Genomic DNA, 21,826 nt, shown 5'->3' on the forward strand with positions numbered 1-21,826 from the left:
TTAGTTAATATGGAACCGGAAAAAATACTCCAGGGCCTCCTTGATATCGGCGAGGAAATGCTGAAAAGCGGCGCAGAGATCAAGAGGGTAGAAGAAAGTATGTACAGAATGTGTGCTGCATACGGATTCAGGCGCATCAACGTGTGGGTCATCTCATCCAACATCCAGGCCACCGTTGAAACAGTAGATGGCAAGATCATTACCCAGATTCGTCACATTCCTCTTGGCGGTGCAAACATGGACAGACTGGATTACCTGAACAACCTGTCCAGGTACGTTTGTTCTTTTAAGCCTAACAAAGAAACCCTGGACGCAAAACTCAGGGAAGTTCTGAACAGAAGGCAGCAGCCGGTATGGATCACCGTTTTGGCAGGCATCATGGGTGGTGCCGGATTCGGAGTGTTCTTCAACTGCGATGTGAAGGATACCATAATTGCAGCTCTTGCATCTACCATCGTAGTCCTGCTGGGATTAAGCCTTGGCAAGGTGGAGAAAAACCCGATGATATACAATGCTATTCTGGCGTTCATCGCTGAAACCTTCATTGTATGGTCTGTGTATTTCGGGCTGGCTCACCATGTGGGCAGCATTACAACAGGAGTGGTAATGCTCCTGGTCAGTGCCCTGGGAACTACTAACGGAATCAGGGATATGCTGCATAGGGATATTCTGTCTGGAATCCTGAACGTTACCAATTCCATTCTGGGAGCTACGGGAATCGCTGCAGGAATCGTTGTTTCACTGATGATATTCAAGGGGATTATTTAATATGGCACCAATGAGTCCAAGTGTACTGGTCCAGCTTATTTCCAGTACTATAGCATGTACAGGGTTTGCCCTCTGGTTCAACATCAGAGGAAAACAGGTGGTGTACTCAAGTATCGGAGCTTTTATTTGCTGGGGAGTTTATGTAATCGTATACCACTACAATCCAAGTAACTTTTACGCAACTATGGTTGCTTCAATAGTAATTGCCGGATACGCTCAGATAATGGCGAGGGTTAATAAAGCACCGGCAACAGTTTTCCTTACAGCTCCTATCTTTCCGGTTATTCCGGGAGCTCAGCTTTACTGGATGATGTACGGCCTTGCGTTAGGAGACAACCATATGGCAAAGACTCAGGGTATAGATCTTATTGTAACCTGCCTGGCAATTGCCCTTGGCTTCATGATCATCGAGATCTTCAATAAGTATCTGTCACTTCTGTGGAACAGAATCCGCAGGTCTGGAAGAAAAACTGCATAGTATGGCAACACCGGCAGACATTTCAAGGGGGAAAAAGCCTGCCGGTGTTTTTGTTTAACCTTTAATGCAAAAATATACAAAATAATTAATAAAAATTATTGACATGATTGCCCTCAGGGTTTATATTATACTTACGTTAAGAAAAGCTTTTGTATGACAATGTATAAATATTAGTTCAGAAAGACATAAGGAGCAAAGAAATGAAGAGCAGTTTATTTAAGAAGGTTCTGCTGGTAAGCCTGTCTTGTATCATGGCAGTGATGCTGGCATCATGTGGTAAGAGCGGAAGCAAGGATGAGTATGTGGCAGTAACCGAGCCTACATATCCTCCATTCGAGAGCACAAATGATGATGGCAAGCTGGTTGGATTCGACATCGACCTCATCAATGCCATCGCCAAGGATCAGGGATTCAAGGTAAAGATGAAGACCATGAGCTTCGACTCCCTGGTACCGGCTGTAGAGGCTGGTAACGCTGATCTGATCGTTGCAGGAATGAACAAGACTCCTTCAAGGGCAAAGCACGTAAACTTCTCAGATCCATATTACAATGCAGGTCAGTTCTACATGGTAATGAACAACAGTGCCATCAACTCTGAAGCAGATATGAATTCAAACACAAAGGTTGCAGTTCAGATTGGTACAACTACTGAGGAATACCTGAAGAAGCTTCAGAAGGAAGGCAAGATCGGACAGGTAGTTTCCCTGAATGAATACAGCACATGTGTACTCCAGCTGGAGAACGGAGATGTGGACGCAGTTGCCGGTGATATGCCTGTACTGGATGAGTACATGAACAAGAAGCCTGGAACATACAAGACTGCAGGAGCCATTTCTACAGCAAATGCAGATGACAGCATGCTGGCAATCGCAGTAAGCAAGAAGAACGATGAGCTTCTGAAGAAGGTAAACAAGGGCCTTGAAGATGTCATGAAGGATGGAACCTATGACAAGCTCTGCAAGAAGTGGGGAGTAACAGGCCTGGATCACAAGTAAAATTCATACCGGGAATAATCCCGGACAGATGAGAATTCTTTCACACCGGCAGGTGCCGGCAACGAAGGATAAACCATAAACCGGCTCGAAAGAGCCGGTTTTTTTACATGAGATTGTGAGGCTAATCAAAAAAACACACAATATTTAAATAAATACACAAATAATTCTTGCAAATTTGGTATGTTTGCACTATATTAAATGAAACGAAAGGGGACGGGTTCACAAGGGCCCGCTGGCAGCAGATCCGTAGAACAGGGTACTAAGAGGAAACAGGAAATGAAGGATAAGTATATTGCCAAGAAATACTGGAAGGACGTTTCAACACCGCTGAAGAATGTTTTTGAGAAGGCGGCGGCCTATGAGGATATCATCAACCTTGGAGTGGGAGACCCGGACCTGACTACCGACCCGAGGGTTACAGAAGCAGCATTCAGAGATGCTAAAGCAGGACACACCCACTATACTCCCCAGCGTGGAGACGTGGAACTGAGGAGAGAGCTGGTTTACTTCTACAGAGAGGAGTACGGCTATGATCTTCCTATAGATAACGTAATGATTACCGCATCCGGGAATATCGGAATGTTCTATGCAATGCAGGCCATCTTGGATCCGGGGGATGAGGTTATTATCCAGTCGCCTTATTACCTGCCTTATCCTAATCAGGTCAGGCTGGCCGGAGGCATTCCCCTGGAATTCGACACCCTGGAGGAGGAAGATTATCAGTTTAATGTGAAGAGGCTGGAGAACATGATCAATGAGAGGACCAAGGCCATTGTAATCAATTCTCCTAACAATCCTACAGGAAGCACATTAAGCCTTGAGACCATGCAAAAGCTGGCTCAGGTTGCGGAGAAGTACGACTTGCTGGTAGTTTGCGATGACATCTACACTTCTTTCAGCTATCAGGAGAAGTTCGTTCCGTTTATGACTCTTCCTGGAATGGACAAGAGAAGTATTACCATCAATTCCTTCTCAAAGGATTTCCTGATGACAGGATGGAGAGTTGGAGATATTGTAGCTCCGAAACACATTATCGATACGATCGCTACAATCAACGAGGCCGTAACCTTTACACCGCCTTCAGTTTCTCAGAGGGCAGCCATTGCGGCTCTGAGGATGAGACACGAGATACAGCCTCCTGTAGTAGAGGAATACAAGAAGAGGATGTATTATGCTTCACAGCGGGTGAACAAACTTAGAAACATGCATGTTCCGTATCCGCCAAAAGGCACATTCTACCTCTTCATTAATATTAAAGACACAGGCCTGACTTCAGAGGAAGTGTGCCGTAGAATGCTGGAAGAGGCTCACGTTCTGATGATTCCGGGAAGCGGATTCGGCAGATGCGGAGAAGGCTATGTGAGAATGTGCTGCACACTTCCGTCAGAGGAGCTGGGCAGAGCCTTCGACAGGCTGGGCAAGATGAGCCTGTTCAAGGTAAAGTAAACAAGTTATTGCAAGGCCGGAATCGACGCCATCAGATTTTGGCTTGTTAATAAAAATTCTCCTTATACAATTTTCCGGATGCCTTGGGGAAGAGTGTCCGGAAGGAATAACATTACACTGGAAGAGCGGCGGAAGCCGCTTTTTTCAGTGGGCTGATAAAGCCTTGAAGCTGGGGGCGGAGAATGTTTAAGGGCAGGTGAAGGAATATGGCTGTGGGCAGGAGAGGTCAGTATGCGGTTGCAAAAAAATTATGATTTGTTATCATGAATAGGATTGATTCCCGGAATGGGTAGTTACGGGATGAATGGTTGTACAGAGGTGATCTGGTTGAAAGACAATAAAGATATAAAGAACAAGATTTCAAATATGACGGAAAACGCCAGAAAGCCTGGAAACAGGCTGGCAGCGGTGATTTCTGCAGTAGTGATACTGCTTTTCCTGGTTTTTATTTTTCAGCTGGTAAGGCCTAATTTAAACGGCAGGCACAGTGAGAAGGAAATGGAGGGAAATATAAGTGCGGCGGCAGCCCTTCAGAAGGCCAGCGTCGTTGATGTGGAGCACGCAGTTGATCAGCTGGACAGCGCAGCCAACGGCGGAAGCCTGTCAGATGACAGGAAGACGAGATACCAGCAGCTGTTCAGAAATTGTACTGTAACAGGGGACTCTCTGACAGAAGGTCTGTCTGTGTACGGCTGGCTCAGTGAAGAGCAGGTGTACAGCAAGATCGGTGCATCGGTACTCAACAGCAGCGACCTTTTCGACAAGGCAGCAGCAACAGAGCCGAAGGCGGCATTTTTCGCCTTTGGAATGAACGACATGGGAAACTATTCAGGAGATTCAACGGCGTTCATCAAGAAATATTCTTCTCTTATTAAGGCTTTCAGGAAAAAATCTCCTGATTCCAAGATCCTTGTGTGCTCTATTTCCACACCTAGTCAGGACGCCATTAATAGCAACAGCTCTATTGGAAATTACAAAAAGTTCAACAAGGCTCTGGAAAGAATGTGCAATAAGGAAGGGTATATTTTCGTTAACGATACTGCTATTCTTCAGGACCATCCTGAACTATATGCAGGTGACGGCATACACGCCAGCCCGGAATACTATCCTCTCTGGATGGATGAAATGGCAAAGGCGGCACAATTATAATGAAAGAATATAAAGCAAAACATTTATCTGAATACATTGATGAGGTGACGTACAGGGCTGGCAGAACTGCCGGCCTTACGGCCGTTTTAAGGGGAAAAAGAACTTCCGGCAACTCAAGAGGTGAGGGAAGCCTGGCAGGAATCCGCCTTGCTGAAAATCACAGTAAAGATTCTCTTAAGGAGAACAAGAAGAATACTGCCTCCGGCCCGTCAATCAGAAACGGGGGAGAGAACAGATCTTTCAGTGAAAAACATCCATCTGATAAGGAGATTATTGCCGAAAGAGGCGGGCTTATCATAAAGATTGTTCTTGTAGCGTTGATGGTTCTTTTCCTGGTGGTTGTATACAAGAGCAATTCAGCCAGGGATGTGGCTGTCAGCGACATCGGAAAGAAGATGGAGAAGGAGACGGACATCGACAAGTACATGAAGGCCTGTGGCGACAGGGACCTGCTGCAGTTTATGGGCCTGGATTACAGAAATTATGATTCATACATTTACTATAAGAGTGGTGAAGCTCTGGGAGTTGATGAGCTCCTTATTGTAAAAGCCAAGGATCCCCAGGATCTTACTGCCGTCCAGGATGCCGTGGACAAGAGGGTGGACAGTCAGATAAGAAAATTCGACAGTTACGGCCCGGAACAGGTGAAGGAGCTGGACAATTCAATAATCAGGAAGAAGGGCAGATATCTCTTCTACTGCACAGCAAAATCACCGGAGAAATATGAGGAGGTGTTCAAAAATGCTATTTAGCAGCATCATCTTCATATTCTTTTTCCTGCCCCTTACACTGGGACTGTATTACATCATTCCCTCCAGATATCTCCGGGCAAGAAATGCAGTTCTTCTGGCAGCTTCCCTGATTTTTTACAGCTGGGGAGAGCCGGTATACGTGCTCCTTATGATCTACAGCGCATTTCTCAATTACTTTTGCGCCCTTCAGGTCAAAAGCGAACAGAGAAAAGGGGGAACAGGCAAAAAAAATCTGACTTTCGCAGTTGTGATGAACCTGTTCATCCTGGGATTCTTTAAATACTTCGGCTTCCTGATGGACACCATCAACAGCGTTACAGGTGCTCACATTAAATACACGGCCCTGGCCCTGCCAATAGGCATTTCGTTCTATACTTTTCAGGCAATGTCCTACGTAATAGACGTGTACAGAAATGACGTTCCACCTCAGAAGAATTTCTTCAGGTTCGCCCTGTATCTGTCCTTGTTCCCGCAGCTCATTGCCGGACCTATCGTAAGGTACAGAGACGTGGCAGAGGAACTGGAAAACAGGAGTCACAGCCTGGAGGATTTCGGCCGTGGAGCAATGCGGTTTGTTTTCGGACTGGGCAAAAAGGTGATACTGGCCAACAATCTGGGAGCACTCTATGCAAGCGTCACAGCACTGCCGGACAGCAAGGTTACAGTACTCACATACTGGATAGGCATTATTGCATATACCTTCCAGATATATTTCGATTTCAGCGGATATTCTGATATGGCCATCGGCCTCGGACGGATGATGGGTTTCCACTTCCTGGAAAACTTCAACTATCCCTACATTGCCACATCAATCACAGACTTTTGGCGCAGATGGCACATGTCCCTCAGCAGCTGGTTCAGAGAATATGTGTACATTCCACTGGGAGGAAACAGGGTGCCGGTTCACAGGCATATTCTTAACCTGCTCATTGTGTGGTCTCTGACCGGAATGTGGCATGGAGCAAACTGGAACTTCATTATGTGGGGCACATACTTCGGAATCCTTCTGATACTTGAGAAGTATATTTACGGGAAAAAGATCAGCAGGCTTCCCCTCTGGGCTCAGCATACCTATACAATGCTTATCGTTATTGTAAGCTGGGTGTTCTTCAGCATTACAGATATAGGCCAGGCCTTCCAGTACCTGAAGACCATGTTTTTCATGGCTGGAAAGCCGCTGGCAGATGTGGAGACACTGTATCTGTTAAGAACTTCTTTTGTTCTTCTGGCAGCTTCTGCCATCTGCAGCACGCCGGCAGCCAGAGAACGATTCAGGAAAATCGCTGGTACCGCTCAGTGGCCGGGCCTGGCACTGATGACAGGAATCTTCGTGCTGTCAGTTTCATATCTGGTGTTCGGATCATACAATCCGTTCCTTTACTTCAGATTCTGATAGAAGGTATAAATGGATAATAAGAGCTATTACAAAAAAGCAGCACTTTGCTTCATATTTATGGTGGGATTCATGGTAGTCATGGGCATCCTGATAAAGGACAAGAGCTTTTCCGTTACCGAGAACCGCATGCTTCAGCAGTTTCCTGATCTCAGCTTTTCTCAGTACGTTGAAGGCAGGTTTGAATCAAGGATGGAGAAGTATGCTGACGACCAGTTTCCGGGAAGGAATATTTTTGTCAGGGTTAAATCCGCAGCCGATGTAGCAGCTGGTGGCCTTGAAGCCAACGGGGTATACAAGGCAAGAGACGGATACCTTATTGAGGATGTAACAAAGCCGGATAAGAGCGACCTGGACAGGACTGAAAAGGCCCTGGCAGACTTTAAGGCCAGGCACGGCAATATTCAGATGAACTTCCTGCTGGCACCTACGGCAGGGAACATTATGGCGGACAAGCTTCCTGCATCGGTGAGAATGGCAGATCAGAACAAGTATATGGATCAGTTCTTCAAGGCCCTGAACGGAGCAGGAATTGGAGCAATAGATGTTCGTCCTGAACTTCAGAAGGCTGCAGACAAAGGAACTCAGGTGTACTACAGAACAGACCATCACTGGACAACGGAGGGAGCTTATATTGCATATCAGAAGGCTGCTCCATCCCTGGGCATACCTGCCAGAAAGTACACTGGAAAAGTTGTGGCAAATAACTTCAGAGGAAGCCTGGCGTCAAAAAGCGGTTTTGCCAACGGAAGAAACGATGATGTGACCCTTTTCCTGCCGGATTACAGCAATCATAAGTCTTCTGTTATATTCTTCAGCGACACCCAGACCAGAACCACAAAGTTCTACAAGCTGAAGAACCTGAAGAAGAAGGACAAATACACTGTTTTCGGAGGAAGCAACCATCCGGAATATACTATTAAAACACCGGTGGAATCAAAGGAAAGACTGCTCATAGTTAAAGATTCCTATGCCAACAGCTTCATACCGTTCCTGACCCAGGACTACTACGAGATAGTTGTAGTGGATCCAAGGTACTATTTCGACAACATCGACAGGCTCATGGATTCTGAAGGAGTAACAAAAGTGCTGTTCCTGTATAACAGCGATACCTTCTTCGGAGATGATTCCCTGGCCCTTGCCCTTGAAAATAATTAATGCTGAAAGAAGTATCGTTAGTATCGTTACCAAAGAAATCTCAATAAAAAAACTCCCGTTCTGGAATCCAGATACGGGAGGTTTCCCTATTCAATTCAAAATTCCGGTTGAGCCAGTAACTGGAATTACTCTTCCTCAGAGAAAGAGTCCTTGCCTACGCCGCAGAGAGGGCAAACCCAATCTTCAGGAACATCTTCCCAAGCTGTGCCAGGAGCTACTCCGTTGTCAGGATCACCAACTGCTGGATCGTAAACATATCCGCATACATCACATACATATTTCTTCATTTGAATTCTCCTTTCGGGATCCCAAAGGATCTCTGAAACGTAACAGGACCAATGTGAATCCTGCTGTATCCTTATTGTTTACCTGACCTGATAATAGCATACTCAACTCACTCAGTAAACAATAAAAACCAATTATTTTCTGCAGAAGAGGCAATTCTTAGATTGCACACCATGCCACAAACTTTACATCTTCAGGGAGTCCCAGATCTCTGTCAGGAGCATCGAACTTCCACTGAGTGTCTGCAGGTCTGTGAGCTGCCAGAACTGCCTGGAAGTTGAACATGGCAATTCCGTGTCCCAGTCTGATATCAGAATCAGATGTCATCTCGTCAGGAACAGCAACCAGGCTGATAATATCATCGTCCATAATAACTCTGTATGGCTGACGGTTGAAGAAGGACTGGGAAACACCCAGAGCCAGCAGAGGTTCTTTCAGATCTCTGTAGATGAGATCAACATTCACAGGCTTGCCCCACTTCTTGTCGTAAAGCAGATCGCTGAGCTCAATCTTAGGTGCAGCGTACGGGCCTGTTCTCTTGTGCATCTTTACGTTTGAAGGGCTCTTGATGTCAAGTCTGGCCAGCTTCTCCTCCTTAGCCTTGTAGCCGAAGGCAATAAGAACGCCGATTTCCTTGTCTGTGTCAGGAACAAGGGCTTCCTTGATAGCTGATCCATCGTTGATGGTCATCCAGCATGAGTCGATGCCCAGCTGTGTGAGCTTCAGTGTAAGAGCTTCTCCAACGAATCCTGCGTTCTCCAGCCAGTGATCACCTGTATCAGAGAAGAGAAGGAGATAATTAGGTGCAGATACCAGGAATCCGTTGTATCCTGCTGCTCTGCCAATCTTATCAGCAGCTGTACCGTTATAGACAAGCATCTCCATCTTCAGATCAGGAATCAGTCTTCTGCATCTGTGGAAGTACTCCTGCAGTTCCTTCAGCTCATCGGCTCCTACGGCCTGTTCTGTAAAGTCTCTGCAGGACTGATGCTTCTTGATCTCTTCAAAGTATTCAATGTATTCCATAGCATGTCCTCCTTTATCTTGACATTCCTCGTAGACATTTTACTACGAGATGAGACCAAGGGAAACAGCAACTTGTTAAATTTTATTTTTATACCGGTGTTCACACGGTATTATCTGGACAGAAACCGTTATTCTACCTCAACTACGGCCTCGATTTCTATTGGGGAATCCAGAGGAAGCTGGTTAACAGCTACTGCAGTTCTGGCGTGCCTCCCTGCCTCACCGAATACATCGAACAGAAGCTGGCTGGCTCCGTTAGTAACGATGTGCTGCTGATCAAATCCTGTTTTGCTGGCAACGAAGGACTGAAGCTTTACGATGCTCTTTACCTTATCCAGATCACCTAGCTCAGCCTTAAGGGCAGACATGAGGTTGATCATGCAGTACCTGGCACATTCCTGAGCCTGCTCCAGGGTAACATCTTCTCCCACCTTTCCCGTGTAGAGAAGCTGGCCGTCTTTGGTTGGCAGCTGCCCGGAAACGAAAAGCAGGTTTCCCGTTCTCTTTACTGGAACATACATTGCCTTAGGCGGTGAGGAAAGAGGGAGGGTGATTCCCAGATCTTTAATCCTTGCTTCAACGTTCATTTCAATACCTCCTTGTGAGATAGCATATTACAATCGGCAATCAATTGTTGAATAACACAATATTTTTCAGAATTATAACACAATTATTGAACACAATCAGCGGGAAAGAATATAATTATACCCGTATTAAATCACGGTGGGCTTCAGGCTGCCGGTGCCTTCACAGTCAGGTAAAAGGCCGGTTCAGCCGGGATATATACTGCCGGATCATCAGATGAGATGTCACAAGAGGTCAACAGGCAATGAAAGATTTTATATTTGAGAACTCAACTAAAGTCTACTTTGGGAAGGGCTGTGTAAACACCTGCCTTCCGGAAATTCTGAAGAATTACGGCAAAAACGTTATGCTGGGATATGGAACGGGATCCATCAAGAAAAACGGCATATATGATCAGGTGATTTCAGTCCTTGAAGACTCAGGAAAAAATGTAATTGAGTTCAGCGGAATCATGGCCAATCCCACATATGAGAAGATGATGGAGGGTCGTAAACTGGCCCGGGAAAAAGATATTGATCTGATTCTGGCAGTAGGCGGAGGAAGCGTAATGGACTGCTGCAAGGCCATAGCCATGACCGCCTTTTACGATGGTGAACCCTGGGATGAATACTGGGCAAAAAAGGGAACCATAAATCACAAGCCGATTCCACTGGGCATTGTTGTAACGGCAGCAGCAACAGGCAGCGAGGTAAACGGCGGTTCTGTGCTGACCAACACTGAAACAGGAATAAAGACAGACATAGACTATGTGGAAGCAAATGCACAGTTTTCCCTTCTGGATCCGGAATATACTTACAGTGTTTCCATGAAGCAGCTCCGGGCAGGAAGTTTTGACATCCTGAGCCACATTATGGAAACGTATTTTTCCGGACCTGATGACGGAAACGTTTCTGATGATATTTCAGAAGCTCTCATGAAGAACACAATCGAAAACATGAGAAAAGCCATTGCCGACCCGGAAGATTACAATGCCAGAAGCAACCTGATGTGGGATTCATCCATGGCTGAGAACAGAATAATCAAAATGGGCAAAGACAAGGACTTTCAGGCACACAACATGGAGCACCAGCTCAGCGCCTTTACAGACTGCAATCACGGAGAGGGACTGGCTGTTCTCCATCCCGTATACTATCACCACATTTATAAAGACGGCCTTGGGAAATTCGTAAGATTTGCCAGGAACGTGTGGGGCATCCAGCAGGGGAGCATGACTGATGAGGAAATGGCCCTGGCGGGAATTCAGGCCCTGGAAGACTTTATTAAAGAATCAGGTTTGCCTTCATCCCTCACTGAAATGGGCATAACTGACAAGGAAATCCTGAAGAAAGCAGCAGATTCATCGGGAATTTCCAAGGGGGCATACAGGCAGCTGGATCATGATGAAATTTATCAGATCTACCTTGAATGTCTGTAAACTAGAATGTCTGTAAACTTAAATGACTGTAAACAATAGAAATGAAGTAACTGGATTATGGAGAAGACGAGGAAAGACAGGGCACTGGAGATCCTTGGCGCAATAATAAATCTGTGGATTTTCGCCCTTGTTCTGCTGCCCTGGATAAAGACCAGCCGAGGCAGCGAAACCATATTTCAATATGAGGTTCATGTACTCAAAGGAGCAGCAGATTACTCCCTGATGTCCGCTGTTTTATTTGCTGCGCCTGTGGCGGGAGCCATAGCTGCACTGGTGAAGGCCATATGCCTCTTTCGGGGAACTGGTTTTACAAAGTCTCTTGTGAGAATAACCCACTTTAACTGCGGATGCGCCGTAGTGTATATGGCCTATTTTTTCAGCTTCAGCGTACCTTGTACTGCCTGGGGATACATGTGGCCCTTCATCACAATAGTGGATTTTATTTTGAATAAATATGCGCTCGAATACAAGGAGATGGACAGGCGGAGCAAGGCTCTGGACAAAAAGCACATAGAAGAAAAGCAGGAACGAAAGGAAAGGCTTGCTTTTGGAGGCCGCTATTCATCCGGCATATACCGGATACTGAGAGGTGTGGCCAGAGCATACAGAGGCGAGTACATACTTCTGACCTTGTGCGGAGGCGTTTCTTCTACCTTCCTTTTTGCGGCGCTGGGTATCAGAAGAATGTTCCAGACCGTTCATACTGGTGAAAACCTTCTGATCGGCGGAGGACTGGAACAGATAATAAAAGACACCATGATGACGGCCATAATTCTGAATATCATTCTGATGGCATTTGCATACGGAGTCTACGGATCCAGCAGGCGGAGAGCCATGGGAGGACTGAAAAACCTGGGGGCCAGGTCAGATCTTCTCGTTGTGGATCGAGTGATGGAATATATTGTGAGCTCACTGATAAGCGTTGCCATGGGCTGCGGTGCTGGTACGGTAATCGTCCTTTCAATAAAACACTGGGCTTCGGAAGCAGCAAGCATTAATGGAGCCCCGCTGTCGCCGGTTATGTACCTGATCACATTGGGATTCTACGGAGTGCTCACCTTCTTTTCCCTGATGGTGAACTACCAGATTTCAAACTGGCAGACCAACTCAGAAACAGTTTCCATAAGAAAAGAAAGGCTGCCGAGGAAGTGGGAGACAGGGGCATCTCTGGGCGCCGGTGTGGTGTTCATGACAGCAGGCATTGTTTCCTACGGAGGAAAGCTGTCCTCAGAAGATTTGAAATACATGTTTTATTCTATTCTGGGGGCTGGCTTCATAATGTACGGAATCAGCGGAATGCTGGCCAGATACACCAGGAAGGGGAACCAGCTCCTCCGAACCGGCCGTTCGGCCATGACGTACCACTTCATGACCACAGCAATGACCATGATCATTCTTACAGGAATTCAGTTTGCCATTCTGGGCCCTTACGCCATAAGGCAGGGGGATGTTCTGATGGCAGAGAAACCAGAGAGACTTTTCCCATATGACCAGGTGATGATGGGGGACGAGAAGGACAGTGACCTTGTTTTGCAGATGGAAAAAATTGGAGCGGATGTGCTGAAGGTTCCGGGAGTGCGGGTTACTACGGCTCACGGAGGGCCTTATACCTGGGCGGACATTCTGGCAAATACGAATATGGGAGTTTTGTGGCCTCAGGGACAGCACTTCATGATTCCTGAGTCTGAATACTATATGCTGAAGGACAAGGTATCCGGTGACAGCAGGAACAGCAGGAATTACAAGGCGAATCTGTCAGATGGAAAGCTGAACCTGAAGGGCAGTGATGTACATGTGGTTTTCCAGCAGGACTCGTCCCTGGAAGCCCATCCTTTCGAGTGGCTGATGTATCACGGTCAGCCTAACTTCCGTATTGGACAGCCACTGGATTCATACAACTGGATGAACAGGCAGAACGTTTATCCTGAGCACAAGATAGAAAGCAGTGAGTATGCAGTCCTGACCGGAGTGTTCAACCGGGGAAAACAGGAAAATCTCGTAGTAGTCAGCGACAGGTATTTCAGCAGCATCAGAGAATCCCAGAAAGAAGGGCCTGATGTTATGTACCTGGTTAATACAGACAAGGTTAAAGGCCACTCAGATGAAATGAACCGGCTGACCAGGGAGTTCACCCGGCGCCATAAGGCTGATTCCAGATGGGACCGGGAAATCAGACCTGTATACAGCAAAAAGGCTATGATAAAGGATGTTACCACTGAAAGAATAATGAGAACTGTGGTGAATACCATGACCTTGATAATTCTCATGTTCGCATCGGTGCTGATAACCGTTCTCCGCTTCACTACACAAGAAGAGGAACTGAAGAGAAAATACACCCTCCTTTTCTACCTGGGAACAGATTCCAGAACAAAGAAGAGGTTTGTCAGGAATGAGCTGAGACCGTACTTCCTTCCTGCTTTTGCCACAGCAGCAGGAACAGCCCTGGTTTTTCAGAAAATATCCTGGTCCATGAGGCAGTTCACCCCGGACCAGGTGAGAAATTCGGCTGTGGGCACCATGGCAGTGTGGCTTGTTTTCCTGATAGTTCAGTTAATACTCAGGGAAATTCTGAAGAAGAAAATCAGCAAAATGGATGGTAACCAGGCCTGAGGGTAAGGTGATTTCATATGGAGAGGGCAATACTGATGAGTGAATCAAAGGAAATATACGAGAAAAAAGAGATTCCAGCTGATAGAGAGGCTCCGGAGGACAGGGCCCTGGTCAGAGCTGAGGATATACATAAAGATTACGTAATCAAAAGCATGGCCGATGAATCGAAGAAAAGAATTCACGTGCTGAAAGGCATCAATCTGGTTATCAACAAGGGTGAATACGTGAGCATTATGGGCAGGTCCGGAAGCGGAAAGTCCACTTTTCTCCGGATCCTGGGACTCATATCCCGGCCTACTTCAGGTGACCTGACATTTATGGGAAAGAAGACCAGCCACCTCTGGACTGATGAAATGGCGGACCTGCGCAGGAGAAAGATGGGATTTATTTACCAGGATTTTAACCTGATGGACAGCCTTACGGCCATGGACAACATTATTTTGCCGGGGATACTGGACAAAAGAGATGAATCGGACCTTAAGGAACGGGCCCTGAAACTCAGCAGAAGCGCAGGCCTGAGGGACGAGCTTCTGGACAAGGCTCCCTACGAGCTGTCAGGAGGAGAAAGGCAGAGAGTTGCAATATGCAGAGCCTTGATAAACAACCCGGAAGTACTGCTGGCCGATGAACCTACAGGTAACCTGGACGAAAAATCAGAAAACATGGTTGCAGATCTTCTTGCGGAAATCAACGAAAACACGGGAACATCAATAATTATGGTAACCCACAATCCTAAACTGGCAGCCAGAAGCCAGAGACTCCTCATTATCAGGGAAGGCAGAATTGGAGAAGAACTTTTGCGGGAAGGCTCGGAAAATCAGTTCTATGAAAAAATCCTGAACTTAATGTAAACCAAAAAAGTCATGATTCTTTTACATATTTTCACTTGCAGTCTGATAAAATACTTCCATGAAAGATAAGACCATGTATTCAGAAACTAAAGAAAAAAGCCCGGATGAAATCAAGGCTGCAGCTCTGGCGGCAGAGGCCCTGGCCATTACCAAGAAGAGACTGGTCACCAACATGCGCTTCATGGATCCGGCTGTGTTTGCCCTGAAAGACCAGGAAACAGCCGGCCGCCTTCTGATGACCGACGGAACATCTTTTTTTTACGGACCAGAAGGAATCCTCAGCAGAGCTTCAGAATCCATTTCAAGGCTGACCCACGACTACATGCACCTTCTGCTTCACTGCATACTGAAGCATTATTTTGTCAGCGGAAAAATCGATTCAAGGCTCTGGAATCTTGCGGCTGATGTGGCGGTGGAAGAGCTGATAATGGAGCTGAATTTGAAGTGCTTCGCCTGTAAGGCTGATGAGGAAAGAGGCCGGGAGCTGGCCCTTCTCAGAAGCAGGTACGGAAAACTGAAGGCTGACCGGCTTTACAGCGCCTTTAAGGAAAGGGATGTTCAGGACCTGGAGATTAAACGGCTCGGTGAGATCTTCAAGGTGGACGATCACAGGCTGTGGTACAGTTCAGAGAGCCAGAGTTTTTTTGACTTTGAGGAATCAGATGATGAGGACAGCAGGGAGAAGGAAGGCTCTCAGCTTGTTTCTGAAAAGGACTGGGACAAGATCAGCGATCTGGTGAGAACGGGCATCGAGATGGATGACAGGGATAACGGCGGAGGAGAGGAAAGCCTGGCAGACTCCCTGGCTGACATTCACCGGAAACCTGTGGATTTTACTACTTTTCTCCGGAAGTTCGCCAGAAGGCGGGAGACGGTGAAAATAGATCAGAATTCTTTCGATTATATCTATTATTCTTACGGAATGGAGCTGTATGGAGACATGCCTCTGGTGGAACCTCTGGAATACAGCGATGAGAAGCAGATCAGTGACCTGGTCATCGCCATAGATACTTCAGGGTCCACAGACGGACCCCTTGTGAGATCCTTTATCAGGAAGAGTTTTGAGATTCTGCAGAACAAGACGGTTATCAGGCGGAAATTCAACATTCATCTTATTCAGTGCGATTCCATGATACAGGAAGCAGTAGTCCTTCACAGCAGAGATGAAGTTGACAGGTATCTGGAAAATATGGAGATCAAGGGCCGGGGAGGTACGGACTTCAGGCCTGTGTTCCGGTATGTGAATCAGATGCTTAAAGACAGGCAGTTCAGAGATCTGAGAGGGCTCCTTTATTTCACAGACGGAAAGGGAATTTTTCCAAAGAAGAAACCTTCTTACGACACGGCTTTTATCTTTACTGATGACCAGGAGGATGTGCAGGTTCCTGACTGGGCCATGAAGGTGGAATTTTCAGAGGAGTAGAAATATCATGAACATAGAGCAGGCAAAGAATCAGGTTAAATATACTGTAATATCATACTTAAGCAAGGACGAGTTCGGAGAGTACATTGTGCCCGTAGAGAGGCAGAGACCTCTGTTTCTGGTAGGGCCGCCGGGAATCGGAAAGACGGACATAATGTCCCAGGTGGCCAGGGAGATGGGCATCGGCCTTGTATCCTATTCTATGACCCATCACACCAGGCAGAGCGCCCTGGGCCTTCCTTTTATTCATGAGAAGGAATATGGCGGTCAGGAGTACAGGACCACTGAATATACCATGAGCGAGATCATCGCCAGCGTATACGACACCATGGAAGACACAGGCATCAAGGAAGGTATCCTTTTCCTCGACGAGATCAACTGCATTTCGGAAACACTGGCGCCTTCAATGCTCCAGTTCCTTCAGTACAAGGTCTTCGGAAGACATAAGGTGCCGGAAGGATGGGTGGTGGTAACAGCTGGAAATCCTCCGGAATACAACGATTCAGTCCGGGAAATGGACATTGTGACCCTGGACAGGCTGAAGAGAATAGATGTGGAGCCTGACCTTGCTGTCTGGCAGAAATATGCGCAAAACGAAGGGGTCAACAGTGCGGTTCTCAGCTATCTGCAGATAAAAAAAGACGATTTTTATTCGGTTCAGACAACGGTAGATGGAAAGCTGTTCGTCACCGCAAGAGGCTGGGTGGATCTGGCAGGCATCATAGATCTGTACGAGAAAAACCACCTTCCAGTGGACATCGACCTCATAAGCCAGTACATTCAGGACCAGAGAATAGCCAGAGATTTTGCGGCCTATTATGACCTGTTCTACAAATTCCGCCAGGAATACGATGTGACAGATATTCTCAATGGCACATGGGACCCGGATGTTGCTGCAAAGGCAGGGGAAGCAGCCTTTGACGAGAGAATTACAATAATAAGAATGCTGAGCGACGGTCTTATTTCGGATTTCAGGAAAATAAACGAGGAAGACGAAGTAATCGGCCAGCTGGTGGAAATAATCAAGGGAGACAGGGACAGGCTGGCCCGGGGAGGCTGTGCCCAGGCAGTTACCCTTCTGGACCAGAGGAGAGAGGAAATGCGCAGCCAGGTTCAGCGGGAGAGCAGAGCTCATTCCATCTCCAGAGGGCAGAAGAGAGTCAGCCTGGCAGTTATTTCTGCTCTTTCTGAAATAGGCGGACTCTTAAGCTCAGGTGCCACCACAGGCAGGGACGACCCGGTGTCTGTAATCCGCGGATACATGGGAGGAAGAAACGGAAAGAAGGAAGAGCTGGTTAAAAACGGGTCGGCCAGGCTGGAGAATGCCTTCGGTTTCCTGGAAAAGGCCTACGGAGACGATAACGAGATGCTGGTGTTCGTAACCACTCTCACAGAAAATAAATACAGCTCCCGGTTCATCGGAAAATACGGCAGTGACGGATATTTCCGGCACAATAAAGAAGTTCTTTTTTACGATAGAGAAAAGGACCTTCAGGAAAGAATCGGCCAACTGGAGAAATAACAACTGAAACTGAAGTTTATTAAGAACAGGGAGAACAGATGCCATCTCTGATTATAGGAAAGAAGCTGGTAAGCTTCGACATAGATACAGATGAATATAAGGTGCCGGACTACATCAACGAAATTTCCGCAAGGGCCTTCTATGGTAACAGCCGTCTGGCCGCTCTCCAGGTTCCTCAGTCTGTTGGCATAATAGGGGACGAGGCCTTCAGGGAGTGCATCTCCATGAAATACATAGGCCTTCCGGATCAGGTGGAGGAAATGGGCAGCCAGGTGTTCCTTCAGTGCAGAAGCCTTCTGTCACTCAGGATTCCTTCAGGGGTGAAAAAAATGGATGCTTTTATGTTCGGCAGCTGCGGGAAGTTGAAGGAGGTGTGGGTGCCAGAAACGGTTCAGGAAATAGACAGGAACTGTTTCTCCGGTGCATTCTCCCTTAGCAGAATCCATATTGACCCGGAGCAGATAAAGCTCCTTCCAGAAAAGTATCAGAACCAGGCAGCCCTTACGTTTATGAGCAGCTGGGGAGGAGGCAGCCAGGGGAAAATCCCTGAGAAAAAAGAAAGAATCCTTTCAGCTATGGTTTCGGAGGATCCAGAGGAATTCGGTTCTCTGGTCCTGGACAGCAATGACAAGCAGGCCCTTGTGTTCATCCTTGACAGGAAGCTCCTGCCTTACGACTGCATCCAAAATCTTACAGACAAGGCTGTTGCAATGAAAAACACAGAGCTTTCTGCTGTCCTTCTCGAGGCAGCCAACATCATGAGAAATGAAGAAAAAGAACAGGGTATGGGAGTGAAAGATGACCCTGCAGCCTGGGACCCCTTTGCGTGACGAAATAACACAGCTGAATTATGCTGTTGCAAAAGCAACAATATGAGCCGGTTCATGCATAAAAATATGCATGAACCGGCCTTTGTTTTTCAATGAATTAAAATAGGCAAATGGGCCGAAAACGGTAGAAATCAGGGGCCTGGGTAACATATAATCGAGGAACACAATGATAGTTTTTTAACGGTGTATATTTTATGCATAAATATGCATAAACACAAAAAGGAGGCCCCAATGGGTTATGTGCTGAGCAGAGACAGCTTTGATCAGGTTCTTCACAATCTTAGCGCGGATTACAGGATCTTCGCTCCAGCGCTGAAGAATGGAGAAGGACGGTTCAAAGACACAGATGTAGTCCGTTACGACTTTGTTAACAGCCTTGATGAAATGGAACTGGATATCCGGTCTGACTATTCCTTCAAAGACGCTGTGATTCCTCTGTCTGAAACCATGTTCTTTTTCACTGAAGATCAGATCAGGGAATCCAGCCTGGATCAGAGGCCGGTCATAGTTTTCATGAGGAGCTGCGACATTCACGGAGTCAGGAGACTGGACCAGATGTTTCTGGGAAACGGTGAGAATGATGATTATTATTATGAGCGCCGCAGGGAAAAGGTTAAATTAGCTTTAATCGGATGCGGCACGCCATGTGCCAACAGTTTCTGCGTGAGCATGGGAAGCAACAAAACCGATGAATACGCTTTTTCTATTGACGTGGCAGATGGACAGGTTTTCTGCGATGTAAAAGATGAAAGCCTGAGGAAGGCATTTTCAGAGTCAGATGGAAAAGAGGAAAAGGTTGTTCCCCAGTTCGTTGAGAAGAGCGAAAAGGAAGTTTCCAGACCGGAGGAGATTCCTGTGAGCATCTACAACGACAGTATGTGGGACGAGTATTCCGCCAGATGCATTAACTGCGGCCGCTGTACCCTGGTTTGCCCTACCTGCACCTGCTTCACCATTCAGGATCTCTTTTACACAGACAATGGCAAGGTAGGAGAGAGAAGAAGAGTCTGCGCTTCCTGTATGATCGACGGTTACACTGATGTGGCAGGGGGGCTGAAGCTCAGGAAAACCAACGGAGAGAGAATGAGGTTCAAAGTTCTCCACAAGGTAAGTGATTTCCGTAAAAGATTTGGATACGATATGTGCGTAGGGTGCGGCCGTTGCGACACAGTCTGCCCTGAGTACATTTCCATGTCAAACTGTATAAACAAACTGGATAGAAGAGTTAAAGAACTGGAGGTAGAACAGAATGGCAGGTAAGAACGAGTATCTTCCAATTCCTTCAAAGGTGCTGGAGCTGATAAAACACACTGACCAGGAGTGGACCTTCCGGTTCTCCCACAATGGTCCGGTGAAGCCAGGACAATTTTTCCAGATCTCCATACCGAAGGTCGGTGAATGTCCTATCTCTGTAAGCGGAATCGGAGAGGGCTACGTAGATCTGACCCTTCGCTGCGTAGGAAAAGTCACTGACTGGCTCTTCGAAAACGTAACAGAAGGAGACACTCTTTTCCTCAGAGGACCTTATGGAAACGGGTTCGATGTGGACTTGTACAGCAAGGGGGAGATCATAATCGTGGCTGGAGGTACTGCCGTATCACCAATCAGGGGAGTAGTTCAGTACCTGTGCAGAGGAGACCATCCTCAGGACTGCCACCTTATTGCGGGATTTAAAAATCCTGATGAGATCATGTTCAAGGATGACTTCAAAGCTTGGGAAAATCAGATAGACCTGACTCTTACTGTAGACGGTGCTCCTGAGGACTATGAAGGAAAAGTGGGAATGGTCACAAAGTACATTCCGGATGTTCCTGTGCGGGATATGGAAAGCTGCATGGCTATTGTTGTGGGTCCGCCGCCAATGATTAAATTCTCCATGATAGAGCTGATGAAGAGGGGACTGAGAGAGGAAAATGTGTGGATCTCAGATTCCAGAAGGATGAGCTGCGGCATTGGAAAATGTGGTCACTGCCGTATAAACGACAAGTACGTATGCATTGACGGACCTGTGTTCCGCTTCTCGGATCACAAGTGGCTGGTAGATTAGGGAGGCCTTGATATGAATAGAACGAGCTATGATACGAATATGAAGAAGCTGAAGAAAAACGCCTTCCGCCATTCGAAGGTCAGGGGTGAAACGGCTTCCAGGGTCCGCTGCCCAGGTGGGGAAATCGACGTGGATTCCCTGCAGAGGGTGGTGGACATCGCCAGAAAATATGGGAAGGGAATGGTGAACCTCACCAACCGTCAGGGCTTCGAGATTCCCGGTATCGATCTGCAGGATGTGGAAGAAGTCAACAAGGCCCTTCAGCTCATCATTGAAAACAGAGGGGTTAATCAGGAACAGTACGAAGGAGGGTATCCGGCATCGGGCACAAGAAACGTTGTGGCCTGTCCTGGATCTTCTCTTTGTCCTTTCGGCTGCTACGACACCAAGAAATTTGCCCAGGACATAGACAAGGCGATCTTCCCTAACGATCACCATGTGAAAATTGCTTTTACCGGATGTTCCAATGATTGTGCTCACGTAAGGCTGAATGACTTCGGCATAATGGGCCAGACCGAGCCACAGTACAACAGAGACAGATGCATCGGCTGCGAGCAGTGTGTTAAGTACTGTAAAAAGCGTTCTGTAGGAGCGTTGAAAATCGTAAACGGAAAGGTCGAGAGGGACACCAACAAGTGCATAGGATGCGGTGTTTGCATTAACTACTGCCCGACAAGAGCCTGGACCAGAAGTGAGGAAGAGTATTTCCGGGTTGTTCTTCTGGGCAGGACAGGCAAGAAAAATCCAAGACTGGCCCAGGACTTCATGAAGTGGGCAGACAGAGATACGGTGTTCAAGATCATCTGCAATGTTTACGATTATCTGGATAAGTATCTGGACAGAGAGGCGGTAGAATCTAAGGAGCACATCGGTTACATTGTGGACCGCACCGGATTTGAAGAGTTCCTGTCATATATAATGAGAGACGTTCATCCGAACCCTAAGTGCGAGATACAGGGCAGACTCTATTGGGGCGGAAAGAGATACGACCAGACAAACGAGCTGAGACATTCCATGTTCCGGTTCTCGGAAAGAGAAGAGTAGGCTTAAAGAGCTGATAAAAGATGCTGACAAAGACGACTTTGAAAGCCCCG

The 21,826-nt window shown here is 47.0% G+C and carries 20 protein-coding genes; 17 read left to right on the forward strand and 3 right to left on the reverse strand.

The genetic code is table 11. The features are described from left to right. The first annotated feature begins 9 nt into the window (after positions 1–9). The 8 genes from FYJ66_RS09260 to FYJ66_RS02835 all read left to right on the forward strand — a co-directional run bounded on the left by FYJ66_RS09260 (position 10) and on the right by FYJ66_RS02835 (position 8,139). The gene (locus FYJ66_RS09260; RefSeq protein WP_235897330.1) at positions 10–768 is read left to right on the forward strand and encodes a threonine/serine exporter family protein; all 759 of its coding nucleotides are present in this window, start codon (positions 10–12) and stop codon (positions 766–768) included. 1 nt (position 769) lies between these two features. Beyond that, the gene (locus FYJ66_RS09265) at positions 770–1,246 is read left to right on the forward strand and encodes a threonine/serine exporter family protein (protein ID WP_235897331.1); all 477 of its coding nucleotides are present in this window, start codon (positions 770–772) and stop codon (positions 1,244–1,246) included. A 200-nt stretch (positions 1,247–1,446) separates the two neighbouring features. Beyond that, the gene (locus FYJ66_RS02810; RefSeq protein WP_154571993.1) at positions 1,447–2,241 is read left to right on the forward strand and encodes a basic amino acid ABC transporter substrate-binding protein; all 795 of its coding nucleotides are present in this window, start codon (positions 1,447–1,449) and stop codon (positions 2,239–2,241) included. 276 nt (positions 2,242–2,517) lie between these two features. Then, entirely contained in the window at positions 2,518–3,687 is a 1,170-nt protein-coding gene (locus tag FYJ66_RS02815; protein ID WP_154571994.1) for an aminotransferase class I/II-fold pyridoxal phosphate-dependent enzyme, read from the forward strand. Between the two features lie 327 nt (positions 3,688–4,014). Continuing rightward, on the forward strand, positions 4,015–4,836 hold the full coding sequence (locus FYJ66_RS02820; RefSeq protein ID WP_206156976.1) for a GDSL-type esterase/lipase family protein: 822 nt from the start codon (positions 4,015–4,017) through the stop codon (positions 4,834–4,836). After that, positions 4,836–5,588: a DUF4358 domain-containing protein gene (locus tag FYJ66_RS02825; RefSeq protein WP_154571996.1), complete on the forward strand. Its 753-nt coding sequence runs from the start codon at positions 4,836–4,838 to the stop codon at positions 5,586–5,588. The genes FYJ66_RS02820 and FYJ66_RS02825 overlap by 1 nt, the downstream gene beginning before the upstream one ends. Continuing rightward, on the forward strand, positions 5,578–6,981 hold the full coding sequence (locus tag FYJ66_RS02830; RefSeq protein ID WP_154571997.1) for an MBOAT family O-acyltransferase: 1,404 nt from the start codon (positions 5,578–5,580) through the stop codon (positions 6,979–6,981). The genes FYJ66_RS02825 and FYJ66_RS02830 overlap by 11 nt, the downstream gene beginning before the upstream one ends. Positions 6,982–6,993: 12 nt before the next feature. Continuing rightward, entirely contained in the window at positions 6,994–8,139 is a 1,146-nt protein-coding gene (locus FYJ66_RS02835; RefSeq protein WP_235897332.1) for a DHHW family protein, read from the forward strand. A 125-nt stretch (positions 8,140–8,264) separates the two neighbouring features. Here the strand turns inward: FYJ66_RS02835 and rd are convergent, their stop codons facing one another. From rd to FYJ66_RS02850, 3 genes are all read right to left on the reverse strand, one after another. Then, positions 8,265–8,426: a rubredoxin gene (rd, locus tag FYJ66_RS02840; RefSeq protein WP_154571998.1), complete on the reverse strand. Its 162-nt coding sequence runs from the start codon at positions 8,424–8,426 to the stop codon at positions 8,265–8,267. A 157-nt stretch (positions 8,427–8,583) separates the two neighbouring features. Next, positions 8,584–9,450: a nitroreductase family protein gene (locus FYJ66_RS02845; protein ID WP_154571999.1), complete on the reverse strand. Its 867-nt coding sequence runs from the start codon at positions 9,448–9,450 to the stop codon at positions 8,584–8,586. Between the two features lie 128 nt (positions 9,451–9,578). Beyond that, on the reverse strand, positions 9,579–10,037 hold the full coding sequence (locus FYJ66_RS02850) for a RidA family protein (RefSeq protein ID WP_154572000.1): 459 nt from the start codon (positions 10,035–10,037) through the stop codon (positions 9,579–9,581). Between the two features lie 242 nt (positions 10,038–10,279). Between FYJ66_RS02850 and FYJ66_RS02855 the strand changes: the two genes are divergently transcribed. The 9 genes from FYJ66_RS02855 to asrC all read left to right on the forward strand — a co-directional run bounded on the left by FYJ66_RS02855 (position 10,280) and on the right by asrC (position 21,776). Next, positions 10,280–11,449, forward strand: coding sequence for an iron-containing alcohol dehydrogenase (locus tag FYJ66_RS02855; protein ID WP_154572001.1), 1,170 nt, complete (start codon positions 10,280–10,282; stop codon positions 11,447–11,449). 57 nt (positions 11,450–11,506) lie between these two features. Next, entirely contained in the window at positions 11,507–14,059 is a 2,553-nt protein-coding gene (locus FYJ66_RS02860; protein ID WP_154572002.1) for an ABC transporter permease, read from the forward strand. A gap of 35 nt (positions 14,060–14,094) precedes the next feature. Beyond that, a complete protein-coding gene (locus tag FYJ66_RS02865; protein WP_154572003.1) occupies positions 14,095–14,910 on the forward strand; it encodes an ABC transporter ATP-binding protein in 816 nt (271 codons plus the stop codon). 58 nt (positions 14,911–14,968) lie between these two features. Continuing rightward, positions 14,969–16,333, forward strand: coding sequence for a vWA domain-containing protein (locus tag FYJ66_RS02870; protein WP_154572004.1), 1,365 nt, complete (start codon positions 14,969–14,971; stop codon positions 16,331–16,333). 7 nt (positions 16,334–16,340) lie between these two features. Beyond that, a complete protein-coding gene (locus FYJ66_RS02875; protein ID WP_154572005.1) occupies positions 16,341–17,855 on the forward strand; it encodes an ATP-binding protein in 1,515 nt (504 codons plus the stop codon). Positions 17,856–17,893: 38 nt separating this feature from the next. Next, positions 17,894–18,685: a leucine-rich repeat domain-containing protein gene (locus FYJ66_RS02880; RefSeq protein ID WP_154572006.1), complete on the forward strand. Its 792-nt coding sequence runs from the start codon at positions 17,894–17,896 to the stop codon at positions 18,683–18,685. A 231-nt stretch (positions 18,686–18,916) separates the two neighbouring features. Next, positions 18,917–19,945, forward strand: a complete 1,029-nt coding sequence (gene asrA / locus FYJ66_RS02885; protein WP_154572007.1) for an anaerobic sulfite reductase subunit AsrA — start codon at positions 18,917–18,919, stop codon at positions 19,943–19,945. After that, a complete protein-coding gene (asrB, locus tag FYJ66_RS02890; protein ID WP_154572008.1) occupies positions 19,935–20,732 on the forward strand; it encodes an anaerobic sulfite reductase subunit AsrB in 798 nt (265 codons plus the stop codon). Before asrA ends, asrB begins: the two co-directional genes overlap by 11 nt. A gap of 12 nt (positions 20,733–20,744) precedes the next feature. Further along, positions 20,745–21,776 carry a sulfite reductase subunit C gene (asrC, locus tag FYJ66_RS02895; RefSeq protein WP_154572009.1) on the forward strand — a complete coding sequence of 344 codons (1,032 nt, stop codon included), beginning with the start codon at positions 20,745–20,747 and terminating at the stop codon, positions 21,774–21,776. Positions 21,777–21,826 lie beyond the last annotated feature (50 nt).

This window comes from Allobaileyella intestinalis (assembly GCF_009695865.1).
Taxonomy (GTDB): Bacteria; Bacillota; Clostridia; order Peptostreptococcales; family Anaerovoracaceae; genus Allobaileyella; species Allobaileyella intestinalis.